We start from the raw sequence: 19695 nt of genomic DNA, 5'->3' as shown, positions 1-19695 counted from the left end.
GGAACAATAAATAAACTTGATCATCCCGGAGTGCTGAATAAAACCGGACATATCGGTTTGTTAGGGCACGTCCCGGAATTGAATTCAGAAACATACGTATTAAAGAGTTAAAGTAAATTTAATTAAACAGATCCTAATCATAAATATAAAGATGGATAGAAAAAAAATAATTGTAACGATTTTTTTTACTTTTTGCATTATAATGAATTCTTTTGGAGATATAAAGCAAAAAAAATATGATGTAGTTATTTATGGAGGAACTTCGTCCGGGATCTCCGCAGCTATTCAATGCTCACGAATGAACAAAACTGTTTTGCTCATTGAACCAACAAACAGAATAGGCGGATTGACTACAGGGGGGTTGGGAGCTACTGATATTGGGAGTAAAATAGCCATAGGAGGAATTTCTCGTGAATTTTATCAAAATATCAAAAAGTATTACGACAATCCTGAAAACTGGACACGACAGGATAAAGCAGACTATTCAGAATCGAGAAACAGGGATCAAAATGATGATGCCATGTGGACTTTCGAACCATCTGTAGCATTACAGGTCTATAAAGAAATGATAAAGAACGAGTCAATCGACCTGGTTTACAACAAACGTTTACTTCGCAATGGGGGTGTAAAAAAAGGAGGAACCTTCATAACAGAAATTACAATGGAATCAGGTGAGGTCTATAAAGGAAAGATGTTTATAGATGCTTCATATGAAGGCGATCTCATGGCTTCTGCCGGAGTCAGTTATATAATAGGAAGAGAATCCAATAAATTGTATGGCGAAACCCTCAACGGAGTACAATTGGATAAGATCAACAAGACAATAGGTAATAGAATATCTCACAATGCATTACACCATAATTTCATTAACAGGGTTGATCCGTATGTTATTAAAGGAAATCCGGACAGTGGCTTACTCCCATACATATCTAGTGATCCGCCGGGTATTGACGGAGAAGGAGATAATAAAATCCAGGCTTACTGCTTTAGAATGACACTTACAGACCATCCTGATAATCGGATTCCTTTCAAAAAGCCTGAAAATTATAATGAGTTGAATTATGAACTACTTTTTCGAAATTATGAAGCGGCTGAAGGACCTATAGAAGAGATGTACTCCTACGGTGATCCCTTGGTACCCTGGATCAATACCCCCATGCCAAACAGAAAAACGGATACAAATAATCAGAAAGGGTTTTCAACAGATTTCATCGGACAAAATCATGCTTATCCTGAAGCAAGTTATGAGGAACGAGACAAGATCGTTGAAGAACATCTAAACTATCAGAAAGGGTTAATGTGGACACTTGCCTATCACCCACGCATTCCCCAGAAAGTAAGAGATGTTGTGTCTCAATGGGGAGTATGCAAAGATGAATACACTGAAAATGAGGACAACTGGACACGCCAGCTGTATATCCGGGAAGCAAGGCGTATGGTTAGTGATTACGTAATGACACAGAAAAACTGTGAGGGTATTGAAGTAGCAGAAGATCCTATTGCCATGGCCGGATATGGGATGGATTCCCATCATGTGCAAAGATATGTGGATGTGAACGGTTTTGTGCAAAATGAAGGGAATGTGGAAGCCAGGGGATATCCTCCCTATCCTGTAAGTTATCGCTCAATTATACCCCGAAAGGATGAATGTTCAAACCTTTTGGTTCCTGTTTGCCTGAGTGCTTCACATATAGCCTTTGGTTCACTTCGCATGGAACCGGTGTTTATGATACTTGGACAATCAGCAGCCATGGCTGCTTCTCAGGCCATAGATGAGAATAAAAAAATACAGGATATAAGCTACCCCAAATTATTAGAAACATTACTGAAATACAAACAAATTATCACACTCCCTGTTCATTAATTTCTTTCTGAAAAACAGGAAATAACATTCGCATAAACTCTCCATGATTAAACATGGAGAGTTTATACCTTGTATGAATGGAAAAAAAGCATTCACACCCAAAAGTGTCATCTTTTAATTGCTATCCTGAATGACACTTTTGGATTTCTTTGTAAATAATCAAATTAGCAGCATAACACGTTTTTAATTTCAATAAAAAGATACCGTCTTCAATACTTTTATTTTTCCATATTGTTAGATATATAAAAAAATATCTATATTTGAATAATAAATCCGAAGTTTTTCGATATTTGAATGTTTTCGCTACACTAAATGAGGAAACGACTAATTGTAATAAATCTGACCGTTATGCTAAAGATACTTATTCTCATTGATTATTCCAGCGAATTCAGTCGCCGGCTACTAAGAGGATTGATCCAATACTCCAAAGAACATGGGCCTTGGATTTTTTACCGATTGCCCTCTTACTACAAAACACTATATGGTAAAGAGGGTATTGTGGAGTGGGCTAAAGAGTGGGAAGCCGATGCCATTGTGGCACGATGGGACCATGAAGGGACAAATCTGCTGGCTTCATTGAACATTCCTATCCTACTTCAGAATTACAAAGAACGGAGTAACTATTTCTCCAATCTGACCGGAGATTATTTTGGTACGGGAGAGATGGCGGCACAGTTTTTCATCAAAAGACGCTACCGTAATTTTGCATTCTATGGAAATAAAGGGGTGGTTTGGTCACGTGAAAGAGCGGAAGGGTTTAGAACCCAAATAGAAAAAGTAGGCGGGAATTATCACTATTTCGAAAGTGAGAATCTGAACGGAGAGGAATGGGGAACCAGCCATATACAACTCGACGAATGGCTCTTGTCACTGCCCAAACCTGTGGGACTATTCGCCTGCGACGATAATTTCGCATTAAGGGTATCCCAAATCTGTAAAATCAATAATATCCGAATACCCGAAGAGATTGCATTATTGGGTGTAGATAATGACGAACTGATTTGTAATCTGTCCGACCCGCCTATCTCTTCTATTGTTACAGATGTGGAAAAAGGAGGATATGAGGCAGGAAGACTCATTGATAGGATGAGTAAAGGCGAAATTATAGAACCTTTCAATATCATTATCCGGCCGACTAGATTTGAGCTTCGGAAATCTACAGAAAAATACGATATCACTAATGAATACATCTCCCAAATAGTAAATTTCATAGAAGACAACTTTATCTCCGATATCAATATTGAGGAACTTACAGAGCTGGTTCCGTTATCCCGACGCAACCTGGAAGTGAAATTCAAAGATGAAATGGGAACCTCTATTTATCAGTTTATCCTAAGTTGTAGGATCGATTATTTTGCACATTTATTGGTTACCACTGAAAGAACCCTATTCGACATGGCATTGGAGTCAGGGTTCAACGACTGTAAGAATATCGCAAGAATATTTAAAAAGATGAAAGGCTGTACTCCCATCGAATATCGTAAGAAATACAGTGATTCCCGCACCGCATAACGTTATTTGAAAACACAATTACGTTTTTAAAGCATTTCTATACCATATAAAAAAATAATTTTGTGCTTTAAGTACAAGAGGAAGTCCTACTTCCTATTTCTTCAAACTTATAACAATATGAGTAACAATCCTCAAATCAATCATGTACAAGACAGAAGCACTACCATCAAATCGATGATAATACTGGCGCTGCTGTTTTTTATTTTCGGATTGGTATCATGGGTAAACACCATCTTAATACCCTATTTCCAGCTAACTCTTCAATTATCGAATTTCCAGTCCTATCTGGTGACATTTGCCTTTTATATTGCCTATTTGATCATGGCAATCCCTTCTTCTTTTTTATTAAATAAGGTAGGATACAAAAAAGGGATGATGTTTGGATTATGGTGTATGTCGATAGGAGCTTTGCTTTTTGTTCCGGCTGCTTACTGGCGTATCTATCAAATATTCCTGTTGGGATTATTCCTGTTGGGAGTGGGACTGGCTATTCTCCAGTCTGCGGCTAACCCCTATGTAACTATTGTAGGCCCCATAGAAAGCGCCGCCAAACGGATGAGCATTGTAGGAACCGGCAACAAACTGGCAGGAGTGATTGCAAATCTGATATTTGCAGCCGTCGTTATCAGGGAATCCGACAAAGTACTGATGCGGGATATTGAAGCGGGAAATTACACCGGGGAAGCTTTAGAAACGGCTTTAGATACCCTAATAAAGGGGGTAATGACACCCTACCTCATTTTGGCTATTGCCCTGTTTATCTTCGGTATAATTGTCCGTTATTCGCCTTTACCTGATCTGGATCCCTCAATAGTAAATAAGCGATCCGAGCAAGATGAAAATTCACGTAAATCCATCTTACAATATCCAGCACTCATATTAGGAGTGGTTGCCATGTTCTTTCATATAGGAACCCAGATGATCGCATTAGGAACCAGTATTAAATATGCGGGAACTATGGGTGAGAGCCTTGCGGGGCCTGCCCAAAACATACCCTCTTACACTATGTTGCTGACTTTTATCGGTTATTTTTCAGGAATCGTGCTTATACCAAAATATCTGAAGCAACGGAATGCCCTCCTGATTTGTGCCTCTATCAATTTACTGCTATCTGTGATGATGATAACCACGTCGGGAACGGTACGGTTTCTTGGGATCACTTCCGATATCTCCCTTTGGTACTTAGTGATGATGGGACTTCCGAATGCCCTGCTATATGCCGGCATCTGGCCGTTGGCAATTAACGGATTAGGAAAATACACTAATCTGGGTTCCGCATTCCTCGTAATGGCTTTAAGCGGTAGCGCTATCATGCCCATCGTTTATAATGCTTTTGTAGAATTAAATGCATCTTTATCTCCCTTTGAGGCAATGAAACAGGCTTATTGGATCCTGATTCCCTGCTTTGCCTATATTGTTTGGTACGCTGCCAGTGGACACAAAATCAAATCATGGAGAAAATAATGTGGAATGATAGAAAGGTGAAAAGGTTTTCCAAATCCCAAATCAAACATCCCAAATTCTTTAGTTTTTAGTTTTTCACTTTTAGTTTTTAGTTTCTATGAATAATCGAATCATCATAAAAAACGGAAAGGTCATTTTCCCTGATAGGATAGAAGAGAATCTGGCTATTGTATGTGAGAACGGAAAAATAATTGACATCGTAAGCACGGAAGCAGTTGTTTTCGGTAACGAAGATATGGTCATTGATGCCCAAAACAAATATGTATCGTCCGGATTCATCGATATCCACACCCACGGTGGTGGCGGACACGACTTTATGGATGGAACCGTCGAGGCATACCTTGGAGCGGCAGAAATGCATGCCAAACATGGAACAACAGCACTGCTGCCTACCACTCTTACCAGTACGTTTGAAGAACTGCTGAAAACTTTTGCCACCTATAAAGAAGCGGTAAAACAGAACAATAAGGGAGCCCTATTTCTCGGCCTGCATCTTGAAGGTCCTTATTTCGCATATAACCAACGGGGGGCACAGGATCCCAAATATCTCAGAAATCCCGAACCGGAAGAATACAATAAGATATTGGAAGCATCGGACGATATCGTTCGATGGAGTCTCGCACCGGAACTGCCCGGTGCATTAGAGTTCGGGAAAGTGCTCGCAGAAAAGAATATACTTACTTCTATTGCACATAGCGATGCCATCTACGAAGAGGTAGTGGATGCTTACAATGCCGGATTCAACCATATCACCCATCTCTATTCGGCAATGTCGACCGTCACCCGTCGGAATGCTTTCCGGTATGCCGGGATTGTTGAAGCAGCCTATCTGATCGATAACATGAATGTGGAAATTATTGCCGATGGAGTACATTTGCCCAAATCTCTCCTTCAGTTCGTATATAAATTCAAAGGTCCTGACAAAACTGCACTCGTTACCGACTCAATGAGGGGAGCAGGTATGCCCGATGGAGAATCCATATTGGGTAGCCTCGACAAAGGGCAAAAGGTAATCATTGAAGATGGTGTGGCCAAACTGCCAGATCGTACAGCTTTTGCAGGAAGTGTTGCTACTACCGACCGGTTAGTCAGAACCATGGTAAACATAGCTGAAGTCCCTTTGGTGGAAGCGGTAAAGATGATAACCTTAACCCCGGCCCGCATGATGAAGATAGATCAGCAGAAAGGATCTATTCAGAAGGGTAAAGATGCCGATTTTGTTATTTTTGATAATAATATTAATGTTTCATACACAATCTTGGAAGGAAATGTCATATACCGAAATTAACACGAATGTAATCACATTCACTAAAGGAATGTTGGAAGTAAAAATCTTCCATACGCGAGAGGAAATGGGTAAGGAAGCGGCGGCTAATGTATCGGAGACCATCCGGCAATTACTCGGAGAAAAAGAGGAGATCAATATGATCTTTGCGGCCGCACCATCACAAAGTGATTTTATGAAAGAATTGATTGCCGATAAGCAAATCCGCTGGGAAAAGATCAATGCTTTTCATATGGACGAGTACATAGGATTGGAAAAAGATGCGCCGCAAGGATTCGGAAATTTCCTGAAAGAGCGTATTTTCGACAAAGTCCCGTTTAAAAGCATCCATTATATAAACGGCAGGGCCGAAGATCCTTACGCTGAATGCGAGAGATATGCAGGGTTGCTGAATCAGTACCCGGTAGATATTGTTTGTCTCGGGATTGGGGAGAACGGACACATTGCATTCAACGATCCTCCTGTAGCTGACTTCAATGATCCGAAACAAGTAAAAGCAGTAGAACTGGATATGTCTTGCAGGCAACAGCAAGTAAATGAGAATCTGTTTTCCAGCATAGACATAGTACCTACCCATGCTATTACAGTTACCATCCCTGCCCTGTTGAAAGCTAAATATATGTTCTGCATGGTACCGGCTAAAAACAAGGCTGAGGCGGTCTACCGTACATTAAATGAAGAGATCAGCGAGAAATGTCCGGCTACTATTTTGAGGACAAAAGAAGATGCTGTTCTCTACCTGGATAAAGCAAGTGCATCACTTTTAAATTAAAAAAACAATAGATACTGTGTCTTGAATCTTGATTCTTGATTCTAAAAATTCAATTATTATGAGACTAAAAATTATTTTATCAGCTATTTTGTCGGGACTTTTATTGATAGCCCAGGCACAGATAAAGGTAGGAATTATCGGATTGGATACCTCTCACGCCATCGCATTCACTAAAGAATTGAACGGAAATGATAAAAAGGAGCAATATAAAGATTTCAGGATTGTGGCCGCCTATCCCTATGGATCAAAAACAATCAAATCGAGTTACGATCGAATCCCCGGCTATATAGAGCAAGTAAAGGAAATGGGGGTGGAGGTTGTTTCATCCATTGCTGAATTATTGGATAAAGTAGACTGCGTAATGCTGGAAACCAACGATGGGAATCTCCATCTGGAACAGGCTTACGAAGTATTCAAGGCCGGGAAGCCCATGTTTATAGATAAACCCCTTGGGGCCACACTCGCTCAAGCCATCGCGATTTACCAACTGTCCAAAGAATACAAGGTTCCTATTTTCTCTTCCTCCGCTGTTCGCTTTACCCCTCAAAATCAAAAACTACGCAACGGAGAATTGGGAAAGATACTTGGAGCAGACACCTATTCACCCGCAACAAGAGAATTGACCCATCCCGACTTCGGATGGTATGGCATTCATGGAATAGAAGGATTATTTACTATTCTGGGGACAGGTTGTGTATCGGTGAACCGTATGTCGGCTGAAGGTACAGATGTGGTGGTCGGTTTATGGAACGATGGCCGTATCGGCACATTCAGAGGTCGTCGTACCGGAAAGCATGTTTACGGGGGTACTGTTTTTACCGATAACGGGGCAGCTCCTGCCGGAGGATTTGAAGGCTACGGGGTTCTTTTAGACGAAATAGTGAAATTTTTCAAAACCGAAATTCCTCCTGTAACAGAAAAAGAAACTCTGGAGATATTTACTTTTATGGAAGCTTCTAATGAAAGTAAACGCAAAGGAGGAAAAATTATTCTGATGGAAGAAACTTATCGTAAAGGCTTAAAAGAAGCCCATCAATTACTTCAGGAATTAAAATAACTTGCAGTAATGAAACAATATCTTAAAATTGTCGCAATAGGTTTGATGTTACTATCTTGTGTGCAAAAAAATAACAACGCAACCAAAGAAGAGACAATATTCACAGGGGAAATGGGAGAAATACAATTAATTGTGGTTGCCCCCGGTCATTTTCATGCTAATCTACTCCAAAAAAGCAGCATGCCACAGGTAAACGATTCGGTATTTGTATATGCACCTGCAGAAGATGCAGGATTAAAACAATATCTTTCGGCTATAGAATCGTTCAACCAAAGAGATAAAGACCCTACGAACTGGCAAACTATTGTCTATACGGGTGGCGATTTCCTGAATAAAATGGTGACTGACAAGAAAGGGAATGTAGTTATACTTGCCGGTAACAACAAAGAGAAGACAGGATATATTCTCAGTGCCGTAGATGCCGGTTTAAATGTGCTTTCTGATAAACCCATGGCAATTAAGCGGGAAGATTTCCATTTGCTCCAAGAAGCGTATGCCAATGCCGAAGCGCACAATGTGCTATTATATGATATGATGACCGAGCGTTATGATCTGCTGAATATCATAGAGAAGAAACTCATCAATAATCAAGATTTCTTTGGAGAGCTCCAAACAGGTACACCGGAAGATCCTGCTGTATATATGGAAAGCGTACATCATTTCTATAAAGAAGTATCCGGAGCACCGCTAATCCGTCCGGCATGGTACTACGATGTAGAACAACAGGGAGAGGGCATTGCTGATGTGACCACACACCTTATCGACTTGCTGTTCTGGAAATGTTTTTCCAATCAATCCATAGAGTATATCCGGGATATCGGGAACATCTCATCCACCCACTGGCCCACCGAAATTACATTGGCACAATTTACAAAATCAACCGGAGAAACCTCTTTTCCCGATTATCTGCAAAAATACCTTGACAACTCCATATTGAAGGTTTATGCCAACGGTACGGTCAATTTTGATGTGAAAAATCGGGCGATAGGCTTAAAAGTTATCTGGAACTGGCAGGCGCCGGAAGGTAGCGGTGATACTTTCAGGTCGGTTGTACAAGGAACAAAAGCCATTCTGAAAACGGTACAGGACAAGGAACATAATTTTATAAAGCAGTTGTACGTACAGAAGCCCGAAGGATTAGACGAAAACAAATTTTCCGACAGCATGAAAAAAGCGATCAAAAAAATCCAGACAACTTATCCTTTCGTATCTGTTTCACCCACATCTACTAAAGGAGAGTATCTTATCAATATCCCTGAGGTAAACAGAGAGGGGCATGAATCGCATTTCAAACAGGTTGCAGAAAGTTTTTTCAACTTCCTGGTAAACCGGGATATGCCGGAATGGGAAAGAGCCAATACATTGGCAAAATATTATATCACAACAAAAGCTGTAGAAATTGCAAAAGAAAGGAATTGACAACGGCGGAATTTATTATGCTTCATCAATGATGTTCCATGGCTCATTAAAAAATATAATGGGAACACGCTTTGATTTGCTAATTATAGATCAAGACAGATTGAAATGCCAAGAAGCCTGGAACTATATAAATTCCGAACTTCAACGACTTGATCAGCTCTTTAATCGCTTTGACAGTGCAAGCGAAACTTCAAAGATCAATCGTGAGGCCATTCACGCACCGGTTTATCCGGATCGGGAAATGTGGTCCATCCTAAGAAGTTGTCAGATGTATTATGAACATACAATGGGATTGTTTGACATCACATTAAACGATTTCTCGAAAGTACTCCTGAATGAAAAAGAGTGCACGGTATTCTTTCTGAAAAAAGATATTTCATTGGATTTTGGTGGATATGCCAAGGGATATGCATTGCTGAAAATTAAGGGTATAATCCATAAGACCGGTGTAAAAGATTGCTTTGTAGATTTCGGGAATAGCTCCATAATGGGGATTGGACATCATCCTTACGGAGATGCATGGAAAGTGAGTTTTGAAAATCCATATAACCAAGGTGTAGTTTTGGATGAAATATCTTTAAAGGATATGGCACTCTCGATCTCAGGGAATACGCCTTCGTATACAGGACATATTGCACGGCCTGGATCAATGAAACCGGTGAACGAACATAAGGCGATCGCCGTAATGTTAGAAAATCCATTAGATGCCGAAGTACTAAGTACAGTTTTCATGATTGCCACCAATGAAGAAAAAAAACGAATTTCTGAGAGTTTTAAAATACAATATATAGCAGAATATAATTTATAGATATCATGTCGAAAAAAAAACCTAAACAGGTAGACATAAGCCTGCGACAATTTATCAAAGACTTAGGTTATATTTCAGGAGGAGCCACACTCCTGGCAACTACACCCTGGCTGCAGTCGTTTACCCCGGACAAGGCCAAAGAAATAAAGAAAGAGAAAGCAAGGATAGGGTTTATCGGAACGGGATCCAGGGGGATGTATAATATGCATGCCGTAATGGCTTTACCACATGCCGAAATTGTAGCCCTATGTGATATATATCCGCCGAATCTGAAAGAAGCTTCCGGCCTTTGTCCTAACGCAAAAACATATACTGATTACAAAAAAATACTGGAATCTCCGGACATCGACGGAGTTATTATATCTACCCCGCTTTATCTGCATGCTCCCATAACATTGGATGCACTGGACGCCGGTAAACATGTATATTGTGAAAAGGCAATGGCATTGACCATGGAGGAATGCAAAGCAATTTACGATACATATCAAAAAACGGATAAAGTCCTTTATTTCTGTATGCAGCGTATGTTCGACAAGAAGTATATAAAGGGTATGCAGATGATCCACTCCGGCGTAATTGGTGACATCGTGGGAGAACGTTGTTATTGGTTCAGAAATCACGACTGGAGACGACCTGTTCCCTCACCTGAACTGGAACGCCAGATCAACTGGCGTTTATACCGGGATTATTCTGGCGGGTTGATGACTGAGTTGGCATCTCATCAATTGGAGGTATGTTGCTGGGCTATGCAAATGGTACCTGAATCAGTTATAGGAATGGGAGACATTGTATATTGGAAAGACGGCAGGGAAGTATATGACAGTGTAAACCTGGTATATCATTACTCCAATGGAGTCAAAATCAATTACGAATCCCTTATTTCCAATAAATTCAATGGGATGGAAGACCAGATACTGGGCAACAAAGGTACGATGAACCTTGCCACCGGTATTTACTATTTGGAAGATGAGCCCGGAGGGAGAAAATCAGGTATCGAGCAATTGATCGGGCAGATAGGCAATAAATTATATGCCTCCGTACCGGCAGCCGGCCCGAGTTGGCGTCCGGAAACGAAAGGGAATTATATTCCTTACAGCATTCTTGAAGGCGAGTTTCATGTGAATGACGGATTATCCATGATCGGTGCGCTAAAAGATGGTTCCGATGAAATTTTGTCTGCATTTTGCCAGGCTTGTATTACCGGTGAAAAAGGGAAAAATATCGTGGAAGAAGCATATCTGGCTACCATGCTTTGTCATTTGGGAAATCAGGCGATGGCAGAGCAAAAGCAAATCATTTTCCCGGAAGAGTACAAGATTCCTTATATGAAGTTTTCTTAAAGAAGTCCTGCCAATAATTATTATAACGAAGTATCCAGATGAAAGATTTAATTATAACGTCCGGGCGGCTAAAAAAAGAAATGATTATTATTTCCAGTTGCTTTACTACCGCTTTTTTGATTAACGTAGCTGCAATCATTATGTATAAAACACCGTGGCATGAAATGTTTACTCAAATAGGATATGTCATTGTCATAACGATCGTCCTCTATTTGGTTGTTGCATTTTTCCGGCTTATTTCTGTCGGGATAATTAGGTTAGTAAAGAAATCATGAATTCATATCAATGAGTATTTTCACGCAGTTATAAATGGAGCGTCTAATTCTTCGGTATGCCACAAAGCTTCTTGTATATCCTCTTCATTCAATTGGGGGTACTTTTGAGGATTGTCTCGTAAGAATAACCTGATGCCAGCAATCCAAATAATCATACCAATGGTTACTCGTAAACCTCTAATACAGAGTTTACCACCCACATATATCCGGATCAAGGATAATTCTTTTTAATTGTTTCATATTCACAACTTTTCTCCGTTTAAGTCTTAAATATACTACAACTAATAACCGTTTACACTATTTCTAAATCAGTTTATAAATCCAGTGACTACATTAATCTGACTTCTTTCAAAAAATATTCTCGTTTTTTGAGGAAATAATTTCGTGAAAACAAACTCCTATAAGCTATATTCTAATTTTCTTTGTACATGAAGAAGTGTTCACTTCTCTTCATTCAAGGGTAAGTTGGACTTATTAATACCTCAAAAAATGTTTTCAAAATCATTTGTTTTACTTCTTTGTATATTTTTCATTCAAAATGTCTCTGCACAATCATCACAAGAATGCAGAAAGAAAGAGAGAAAAATACTTGAATCCTACTTCATTCCCCCTGAAGAGTTTAAGGATAGATATGGCGATTATCGCTCACCGCTTATATTCTATAATGGGAATACAGTAAAAACAAAACAGGATTGGCAAAAACGCAGGGAGGAAATCCGCAGCAGATGGATGGAAATGATGGGGGAATGGCCTCCGATCATGGAAGATCAGCAATTCAAAATAGTAGAAACAGTACAGCGTGAAGACTTCACGCAACATCGTGTAAGATTTTACTGGACCCCCAATGAACAAACAGAAGGATATTTGCTCGTGCCGGATAAAAAAGGTAAAAAACCTGCCGTAATTACAGTTTTTTATGAACCTGAAACAGCCGCAGGAATAGGCGGCAAACCACATAGGGATTTTGCCTACCAACTGGTAAAAAGGGGATTTGTCACTTTATCGATAGGCACTACGAAAACGACCCAAAACAAAACATATTCCATTTATTATCCTGACAGGGAAAATGCTGTTATCCAGCCATTATCAACATTGGCTTATGCCGCAGCAAATGCTCTGGAAGCACTTGCAAAGATGGAAGAGGTTGATCCAGATAGGATTGGAATAGTAGGACATTCCTATGGAGGTAAATGGGCTATGTTTGCATCATGCTTGTATGAGAAATTTGCCACTGCCGTATGGATCGATCCCGGTATCGTCTTCGACGAAACCAAAGGATCAGGAGTCAATTACTGGGAACCTTGGTATTTGGGTTATTATCCGCCACCATGGGAAAATACATGGAGTAAAACCGGGACAAATGCCAAAGGGCTATACCCGAAGTTGCGGAGAGAAGGGTATGATTTGCATGAATTGCATGCCCTTATGGCTCCCCGGCCCTTTCTCGTATCCGGAGGTTCTTCTGATCCTATTGAGCGCTGGGTTCCTTTGAATCATACTATTGCTGTAAATAAGCTTTTGAACTATAGCCACAGGGTAGCCATGAGTAATAGACCGGAACATAGTCCGAATAAAGAGTCTAACGAAATAGTATACTCTTTTTTTGAATGGTATTTAAAATAAAAAACTTTTAGACCAAAGGGCAAAACACCTTATTGACTTGATAAGACTATTTAAATAAGATATGGAAAATATACGTGGAGGTTTTGTTCGTATTATTCTTTTTGGTTTATTCGCAATCTTTCATCTTACTTGTTATAGTGAGAGTATAACAATAAACGTGGTTCCTGATCACGATAATTGGATTTATAATACCGGTGAGAATGTGATCTTTAAAGTATCTGTACTGGGGGATATCCATAAGCCGTTTTCTGTATCTTATGAAATTGGTTTGGAAAAGATGTCCGCATGGGAAAGGGGTTCTTTCAATACTAGTAATAAAGAATTCGTTATCAATGGCGGCTCGTTGGAAATGCCAGGTTTCTTAAGGTGCACTGTAACTATTACAGATGGAAATATCAAAAAGACGGAGTATGCAACAGCTGCTTTTCAACCTACAGAAATTGCTCCTACAATAGAATGTCCCGAGGATTTTCATGATTTTTGGGAAGAAACAATTTCCAGAGTAAGACAGGTACCGCTAGACACTCAATTGACTCTGATCGAAGATAAATGTACAGACACATATAATATTTATCAAGTTAGCTATCTAAACAATGAATACAAAAACAGATCTTATGGGATCCTTACCATACCCAAAAAGAATGGGAAGTTTCCGGCAATTATTCGTTTTCCTGGTGCAGGAGTACACCCATTAGGTGGTAATCTTGCCATTGCAGACAGAGATATAATTACTCTCGACTTATATATCCATCCATTCCCTGTACTATGGAAAAAGGAATTTTATGACAACTTGAGAGACAGTCCTTATATCGATTACAAATTCTGGGGGTCATATGGACGAGATAGTTATTATTTTAAAAGAGTAATATCTGGATGTGTAAAAGCGGTCGATGTGATCTTTTCGTTACCTCAATTCGACGGGAAAAACTTAGCCTCCTGGGGATCAAGTCAGGGAGGGGCTTTATCCATTATTACCACATCCCTTGATAAAAGAATAAATATGCTTGTTGCATTATGTCCCGCAATGTGTGACTTTACAGGTTATTTACATGGTCGTGCTGGTGGGTGGCCTCATTTTTTTAATCAGGAAAATATCAAAAACTATAAAACTGAAGATGTCCTAAACACTCTACCTTATTATGATGTAGTCAATTTTGCAAGAAATATAACTGTTCCAGGGTTCTATTCCTGGGGATTCAAAGATGAAACAACCCCTCCGACTTCCTTTTATTCTGCATACAATGTAATAAAAGCACCAAAGCATGTTTTTATCATACCAGAAGGTCAGCATAGGATCTATCCGGAACAAACAGAAAAAACCAATCAATGGATATTGGACTCTTTTCAAAAATAAAATATATGACTAAGAAAAAGCATTTTAATTGGATACATACTATCGGTCCGGGCTTAATTGTCGGTGCCCTGGTATTCGGCCCCAGTAAATTGACCATTACTTCGAAAATAGGGGCAAACTTTGGTTACGATTTGCTATGGATCATCCTTATTGCCATATTTTTCATGGCAGTATATACTATCATTGCGGAACGTATAGGTCTGGCTACTGATAAGTCTTTACTCACAGTGATAGGTGAAAAATGGGGGAGAAAGTTTGCGGCCGTAGTAGGAATAGGAATTTTTCTAGTATGTACTTCATTCCAAACCGGAAACTCTGTAGGTGTAGGAATAGCCATAGGGGAATTAACCAATACAAATAACAACATCTGGATTATATTCTTCAATTGTGTCGGCATAGCATTGCTCTTCTTCCGGAACTTTTATAAAGTTTTGGAAAAGGTGATGATATTTCTGATAGGCATGATGTTGCTGGCATTCTTGATTACCCTATTCGAGGTAAGCCCGAATATCAGTAAAGTCATTTCCGGATTTGTTATCCCAAAAGTTCCGACCGGATCTATGGGATTAATCATCGCTTTCATGGCATCCTGTTTTTCAATTGTCGGAGCCTTTTATACATCCTATCTGGTACAGGAAAGAAAGAAAATAGATACAAAATCGGATGAAAAAGTATCCAGAAACAGCAGCCTGACAGGAATAATTGTCCTGGGAGTGTTGAGTACGATCCTAATGATTTGCGCAGCTGCAATTCTCCAACCCTTGGGGATCGAGGTAAAAACCGCAACAGATATGTCCCTGGCACTGCGTCCCGCCTTTGGAGAAGCCGCTTCTGCCGTATTTTTAATTGGGCTGTTTGCCGCAGGATTTTCTTCAATAGTCGGCAATGCCACCATTGGCGGCACTTTAATGAGTGATGCGCTGGCCTTTGGAAGCAGTTTCGGTTCCAATAAAACCAGATTACTGATAGCCCTTGTGATGATTGTTGGTGCTATTATTGCACTTCTTTTTGGTAGCGCACCATTGGAACTGATCGTTTTTGCGCAGAGTATCACCATTTTTATAGTCCCCGTGATCGGAATTGCCATGTTCCTGATTGCAAACGACAGGAAAGTAATGAAAGAAAATAAGATAGAGACTTTCCTGAGAATATCGGGATTTATTGGCCTATGCATTATAATAGTACTAGCCATATTTAATTTTATCGACATATTTTTAAAATAGAAAACTATGAAACCATTTGACAAAGAGTCTATATTACAAAAATATTTGCGCCCATCTTCTCAATTATTGAACGATATCGTTAAAATTGATGGTGATATACTTATTCTGGGGGCTGGTGGTAAGATGGGACCCGCACTGGCTAAACTGGCCAAGGATGCTATCAACGAAACGAAAATTCAGAAACAGGTCATTGCCGCATCAAGGTTTTCTGATCCTGGCGTATGGAACGACTTGAACAATTACGGCATTACAACCATTAAGGCAGACTTGCTGAATGAAGATGATCTCAAAAAGCTGCCGGAAACTCCCAACGTAATATATCTGGCCGGCCATAAGTTCGGTACAACCGGGAATGAATCCTACACATGGGCAATGAACACATTCCTGCCGGGGATGGTGGCCCAAAAATTCAAACAATCCAATATTGTGGTATTCTCTTCGGGAAACGTCTATCCCCTGTCTCCTGTCACATCGGGAGGAATGACTGAGGATATGCCGGCTTCTCCCATAGGAGAGTATGCCCAGTCCTGCCTGGGAAGGGAAAGGATTTTTCAATATTTTTCAAAGAAAAACAATACTCCCATCTTAATATACAGGCTAAATTATGCCAATGATGTTTCATATGGTGTATTGTTGGAAATTGCGAGGTCGGTCTACGGAGAAAAGGAAATCGATTTAACGATGGGGAATGTCAATGTAATCTGGCAGGGAGATGCCAATGAAATTGCCATCAGGTCACTTCTCCATTGTGCTGTACCGGCCAAGATGTTAAACGTTACGGGACCCGAAACAATATCGGTAAGATGGATTGCCGGAGAATTCGGGAAAGCTTTCAATAAAACACCGAAATTTATCGGCATCGAAGAATCAAACGCTTTGTTAAGCAATGCCGCCGAGTGTTTCAATCTTTTCGGATATCCCAATATCAGTTTGAAACAAATGATCGAACTGATCAGCCATTGGGTTATCGAAGGAGGAAAAATAAAAGAAAAACCAACTCATTTTCAAGAAAGAGAAGGAAAATTTTAAACTGATAATCAGATGAACGTTACAATAAATCCAAAAGCCCTGGAACGATTAAGAGGAGGCGGATGCATACCTGCACATCCTCTCGCCTTGCACGAAGATTTAACTATTGATGAAGAGATGCAACGCAGGTTGACACGCTATTATATCTCTTGCGGTGTCGACGGGATAGCGATTGGTGTCCATACTACCCAGTTCGAGATCAGGGATCCCGAATATGATTATTATGAGAAAGTGCTGGAAATTACAGCCGATGAGATCAAAAAAGTAAATCCGGATACCTCATTTATAAAAGTGGCAGGTATTTGTGGACCAACGCCACAAGCGGTAAAGGAAGCCCGTATTGCAAAAAATCTCGGGTACGATCTGGGGCTGCTTAGCATGGGTGGGTTAAGTTCTCTTTCAGAAAAAGAACTTATCGAGCGGACCAAAGCTGTCGCGCAAGAGATCCCCGTATTCGGGTTTTACCTGCAACCCTCTGTGGGAGGAAGAATATTCAGCTATTCGTTTTGGAAAGAATTTTGTGATATAGATAATGTCTACGCTATTAAGACCGCTCCTTTCAACAGGTATCACACTTTGGAGGTAGTACGGGCAATCTGCAATTCCAGAAGGAACAAAGAGATTTCCCTTTACACCGGCAATGATGATAATATCGTGTTGGATCTAATTACTCCCTATAGGATCCATACAGGAGACCGGTTGGTTGAAAAAAGATTTGTCGGCGGATTATTGGGACATTATGCTGTCTGGACAAAGAAATCGGTCGAACTGTTTCACCATATAAAGGACGGACTACAAAACAACACCCTGGATTATGATGAGATACTGAAAATAGCCGTTGAAGTTACCGATATGAATGCTGCCATTTTTGATGTAGTCAACAATTTCAAAGGTTCCATCGCAGGAATCCATGAAGTCCTGAGAAGGCAGGGATTATTGAAAGGGATATGGTGCTTGAGTCCCAAAGAAAAATTATCGGAAGGGCAAGCAGACGAGATCGGAAGGGTTATCTCCCAATATGAAAAATGGACAGACGACAATTATGTGAAGGAATTTATAGCCAACGACAGATGCCACTAAAAGATGAGATAAAAGCAATCGCCTCTGAGATCAGGGATGATATTCTTGCCAAGAGAAGACACCTGCATCAACATCCGGAACTTTCTTTTAAGGAATTCAATACTTCAGCCTTTATAAAGAAATCGCTCGATGAATGGGGAATCCCCTGGATGCCGGCTGCTAACACGGGAGTAATAGCCACACTACAAGGCAATAAAACAGATAAGACGATAGCCCTCCGGGCTGACATGGATGCTCTTCCCATTCAGGAAGAGACGAACCTCACTTTTAAATCGATCAACCATGGAGTGATGCACGCTTGCGGACATGATCTGCATGTTGCATCTTTACTCGGTGTAGCACATATACTCAAAAGATTAGAGAAGAAGATCAATGGAACTGTAAAGTTGGTCTTTCAACCTGCCGAAGAGATATTACCGGGCGGCGCAATTAAAATTCTACAAGAGGGGGTGCTGCTAAACCCTAAAGTCGACGTAATCCTGGGACAACATATAATGCCTTCGATTGAAAGTGGGAAAGTAGGGATCCGGAAAGGGAGGTTCATGGCCTCTATGGATGAAATCAGAATAAAGGTAAAAGGAAAAGGAGGTCACGGCGCCGAACCACATAACAATAATGATCCTGTTGTGGCAGCATCAACAATAATCGTCACACTACAACAGATTGTCAGCAGGTCTAATAATCCAAAAACTCCGAGTGTACTATCATTTGGGAAAATAGAGGCAAACGGTTCAACCAATATAATACCTGATGTTGTTTTCATAGAGGGAACTTTTCGTACCATGGATGAGCACTGGCGTGAAGAAGCACATAAAAAAATTATAGAGGTTTCAAAATCGGTAGCCGGCGGATTAGGTTGCGAATGCGATATAGACATTAAAAGAGGTTACCCCTGTCTCCATAACTGTGAAACCTTAACAGACAAGATTCATTCCTATATGAGAGAATACATTGGTGACACTAATATCATTGAAACAGATATCTGGATGGCATCGGAAGATTTCGCCTATTATGCCCAGAATTTCAGTTCCTGTTTTTATCTATTGGGTACGGGGTATTATGGCAGGACAAATCCTTCATTGCATACACCTACAATGGAAATCAATGAAGAATGCATAGAAACAGGTATGGGATTGATGAGCTATCTGACTTTTCGATATCTTAATCTTACAGAATAACGTTTTTTGAGAATTTAACTGCGGGAACTCAACCTTTAGGCATTATTAATTTATCCAAATTTGCAACCGAATACCATCGGCTTATAAGCTTTAGTGGATCCTTTCCAAAGGAAAAATTAAAGAAATAAGGGAATTTGCCCTGTCAATATAAAATATAATATGAAATACAAAAAATGATAATATTTTTTTCATAAATACCCTCAAAAAAATGACCTTCCATAGATTAACTTTTTCTCTTTTATTCATATTTTTCGTCATTTGTAATAGTACAAGTGCTTCGATTAAAATAACCGGTAAAGTTCAAAACGGCTTAGACGGTAAGCCCATCTATGGAGCAAAGGTTACTTTAGAAGAGATAGGAATAACTACATTTACCGGTAAAAATGGCGTTTTTACACTAAACATTCCCCCC

16 protein-coding genes are annotated in these 19695 nt (G+C 40.0%); 15 read left to right on the top strand and 1 reads right to left on the bottom strand.

Features of this window, described 5'->3' with window-relative positions:
• Positions 1 to 298 precede the first annotated feature (298 nt).
• The 9 genes from PSM36_RS01690 (at position 299) to PSM36_RS01650 (ending at position 11521) form a co-directional block, all read left to right on the top strand.
• Positions 299 to 1864, top strand: coding sequence for an FAD-dependent oxidoreductase (locus tag PSM36_RS01690; protein ID WP_232001498.1), 1566 nt, complete (start codon positions 299 to 301; stop codon positions 1862 to 1864).
• Between the two features lie 348 nt (positions 1865 to 2212).
• Positions 2213 to 3376, top strand: a complete 1164-nt coding sequence (locus PSM36_RS01685; protein ID WP_076928509.1) for a XylR family transcriptional regulator — start codon at positions 2213 to 2215, stop codon at positions 3374 to 3376.
• 117 nt (positions 3377 to 3493) lie between these two features.
• The gene (locus tag PSM36_RS01680; RefSeq protein ID WP_076928508.1) at positions 3494 to 4840 is read left to right on the top strand and encodes an MFS transporter; all 1347 of its coding nucleotides are present in this window, start codon (positions 3494 to 3496) and stop codon (positions 4838 to 4840) included.
• A gap of 97 nt (positions 4841 to 4937) precedes the next feature.
• Positions 4938 to 6128: an N-acetylglucosamine-6-phosphate deacetylase gene (gene nagA / locus PSM36_RS01675; RefSeq protein ID WP_076928507.1), complete on the top strand. Its 1191-nt coding sequence runs from the start codon at positions 4938 to 4940 to the stop codon at positions 6126 to 6128.
• Positions 6109 to 6897, top strand: a complete 789-nt coding sequence (locus PSM36_RS01670) for a glucosamine-6-phosphate deaminase (RefSeq protein WP_076928506.1) — start codon at positions 6109 to 6111, stop codon at positions 6895 to 6897. The genes nagA and PSM36_RS01670 overlap by 20 nt, the downstream gene beginning before the upstream one ends.
• Positions 6898 to 6955: 58 nt before the next feature.
• A complete protein-coding gene (locus PSM36_RS01665; RefSeq protein ID WP_076928505.1) occupies positions 6956 to 7954 on the top strand; it encodes a Gfo/Idh/MocA family protein in 999 nt (332 codons plus the stop codon).
• Positions 7955 to 7963: 9 nt separating this feature from the next.
• A complete protein-coding gene (locus PSM36_RS01660) occupies positions 7964 to 9373 on the top strand; it encodes a putative oxidoreductase C-terminal domain-containing protein (protein WP_076928504.1) in 1410 nt (469 codons plus the stop codon).
• The gene (locus PSM36_RS01655) at positions 9354 to 10181 is read left to right on the top strand and encodes an FAD:protein FMN transferase (RefSeq protein ID WP_394333043.1); all 828 of its coding nucleotides are present in this window, start codon (positions 9354 to 9356) and stop codon (positions 10179 to 10181) included. The genes PSM36_RS01660 and PSM36_RS01655 overlap by 20 nt, the downstream gene beginning before the upstream one ends.
• 5 nt (positions 10182 to 10186) lie before the next feature.
• On the top strand, positions 10187 to 11521 hold the full coding sequence (locus tag PSM36_RS01650) for a Gfo/Idh/MocA family protein (protein WP_076928503.1): 1335 nt from the start codon (positions 10187 to 10189) through the stop codon (positions 11519 to 11521).
• A 295-nt stretch (positions 11522 to 11816) separates the two neighbouring features.
• On the opposite strand, the gene PSM36_RS17850 is transcribed toward PSM36_RS01650, so the two are convergent.
• Complete coding sequence (locus tag PSM36_RS17850) at positions 11817 to 11951, bottom strand: hypothetical protein (RefSeq protein ID WP_394333042.1); 135 nt, start codon at positions 11949 to 11951, stop codon at positions 11817 to 11819.
• A gap of 334 nt (positions 11952 to 12285) precedes the next feature.
• Between PSM36_RS17850 and PSM36_RS01635 the strand changes: the two genes are divergently transcribed.
• The 6 genes from PSM36_RS01635 to PSM36_RS01610 all read left to right on the top strand — a co-directional run bounded on the left by PSM36_RS01635 (position 12286) and on the right by PSM36_RS01610 (position 19283).
• Complete coding sequence (locus tag PSM36_RS01635; protein ID WP_139298009.1) at positions 12286 to 13419, top strand: alpha/beta hydrolase family protein; 1134 nt, start codon at positions 12286 to 12288, stop codon at positions 13417 to 13419.
• A 61-nt stretch (positions 13420 to 13480) separates the two neighbouring features.
• The gene (locus PSM36_RS01630; protein WP_076928501.1) at positions 13481 to 14773 is read left to right on the top strand and encodes an acetylxylan esterase; all 1293 of its coding nucleotides are present in this window, start codon (positions 13481 to 13483) and stop codon (positions 14771 to 14773) included.
• Positions 14774 to 14778: 5 nt separating this feature from the next.
• Positions 14779 to 15996 (top strand): Nramp family divalent metal transporter, encoded by a 1218-nt coding sequence (locus PSM36_RS01625; protein WP_076931978.1) that lies wholly within the window; start codon positions 14779 to 14781, stop codon positions 15994 to 15996.
• Positions 15997 to 16002: 6 nt separating this feature from the next.
• Entirely contained in the window at positions 16003 to 17025 is a 1023-nt protein-coding gene (locus tag PSM36_RS01620; RefSeq protein WP_076928500.1) for an NAD-dependent epimerase/dehydratase family protein, read from the top strand.
• A gap of 12 nt (positions 17026 to 17037) precedes the next feature.
• Entirely contained in the window at positions 17038 to 18105 is a 1068-nt protein-coding gene (locus PSM36_RS01615) for a dihydrodipicolinate synthase family protein (protein WP_076928499.1), read from the top strand.
• Positions 18051 to 19283, top strand: a complete 1233-nt coding sequence (locus PSM36_RS01610; protein WP_232001497.1) for a M20 metallopeptidase family protein — start codon at positions 18051 to 18053, stop codon at positions 19281 to 19283. The genes PSM36_RS01615 and PSM36_RS01610 overlap by 55 nt, the downstream gene beginning before the upstream one ends.
• The last annotated feature ends 412 nt before the right edge of the window (positions 19284 to 19695 follow it).

The organism is Proteiniphilum saccharofermentans (assembly GCF_900095135.1).
In the GTDB taxonomy this organism is placed as follows: domain Bacteria; phylum Bacteroidota; class Bacteroidia; order Bacteroidales; family Dysgonomonadaceae; genus Proteiniphilum; species Proteiniphilum saccharofermentans.
Note: the sequence above shows the minus strand (reverse complement) of the source record. Positions and strands in the feature narration are given on the sequence as shown.

Bases quoted from the DNA above. Each gene is read 5' to 3' on its own strand.
- PSM36_RS01690 (WP_232001498.1), top strand. From the start codon at position 299: ATGAACAAAACTGTTTTGCTCATTGAACCAACAAACAGAATAGGCGGA.
- PSM36_RS01685 (WP_076928509.1), top strand. From the start codon at position 2,213: ATGCTAAAGATACTTATTCTCATTGATTATTCCAGCGAATTCAGTCGC.
- PSM36_RS01680 (WP_076928508.1), top strand. From the start codon at position 3,494: ATGAGTAACAATCCTCAAATCAATCATGTACAAGACAGAAGCACTACC.
- nagA (WP_076928507.1), top strand. From the start codon at position 4,938: ATGAATAATCGAATCATCATAAAAAACGGAAAGGTCATTTTCCCTGAT.
- PSM36_RS01670 (WP_076928506.1), top strand. From the start codon at position 6,109: ATGTCATATACCGAAATTAACACGAATGTAATCACATTCACTAAAGGA.
- PSM36_RS01665 (WP_076928505.1), top strand. From the start codon at position 6,956: ATGAGACTAAAAATTATTTTATCAGCTATTTTGTCGGGACTTTTATTG.
- PSM36_RS01660 (WP_076928504.1), top strand. From the start codon at position 7,964: ATGAAACAATATCTTAAAATTGTCGCAATAGGTTTGATGTTACTATCT.
- PSM36_RS01650 (WP_076928503.1), top strand. From the start codon at position 10,187: ATGTCGAAAAAAAAACCTAAACAGGTAGACATAAGCCTGCGACAATTT.
- PSM36_RS17850 (WP_394333042.1), bottom strand. From the start codon at position 11,951: ATGATTATTTGGATTGCTGGCATCAGGTTATTCTTACGAGACAATCCT.
- PSM36_RS01635 (WP_139298009.1), top strand. From the start codon at position 12,286: ATGTTTTCAAAATCATTTGTTTTACTTCTTTGTATATTTTTCATTCAA.
- PSM36_RS01630 (WP_076928501.1), top strand. From the start codon at position 13,481: ATGGAAAATATACGTGGAGGTTTTGTTCGTATTATTCTTTTTGGTTTA.
- PSM36_RS01625 (WP_076931978.1), top strand. From the start codon at position 14,779: ATGACTAAGAAAAAGCATTTTAATTGGATACATACTATCGGTCCGGGC.
- PSM36_RS01620 (WP_076928500.1), top strand. From the start codon at position 16,003: ATGAAACCATTTGACAAAGAGTCTATATTACAAAAATATTTGCGCCCA.
- PSM36_RS01615 (WP_076928499.1), top strand. From the start codon at position 17,038: ATGAACGTTACAATAAATCCAAAAGCCCTGGAACGATTAAGAGGAGGC.
- PSM36_RS01610 (WP_232001497.1), top strand. From the start codon at position 18,051: ATGGACAGACGACAATTATGTGAAGGAATTTATAGCCAACGACAGATG.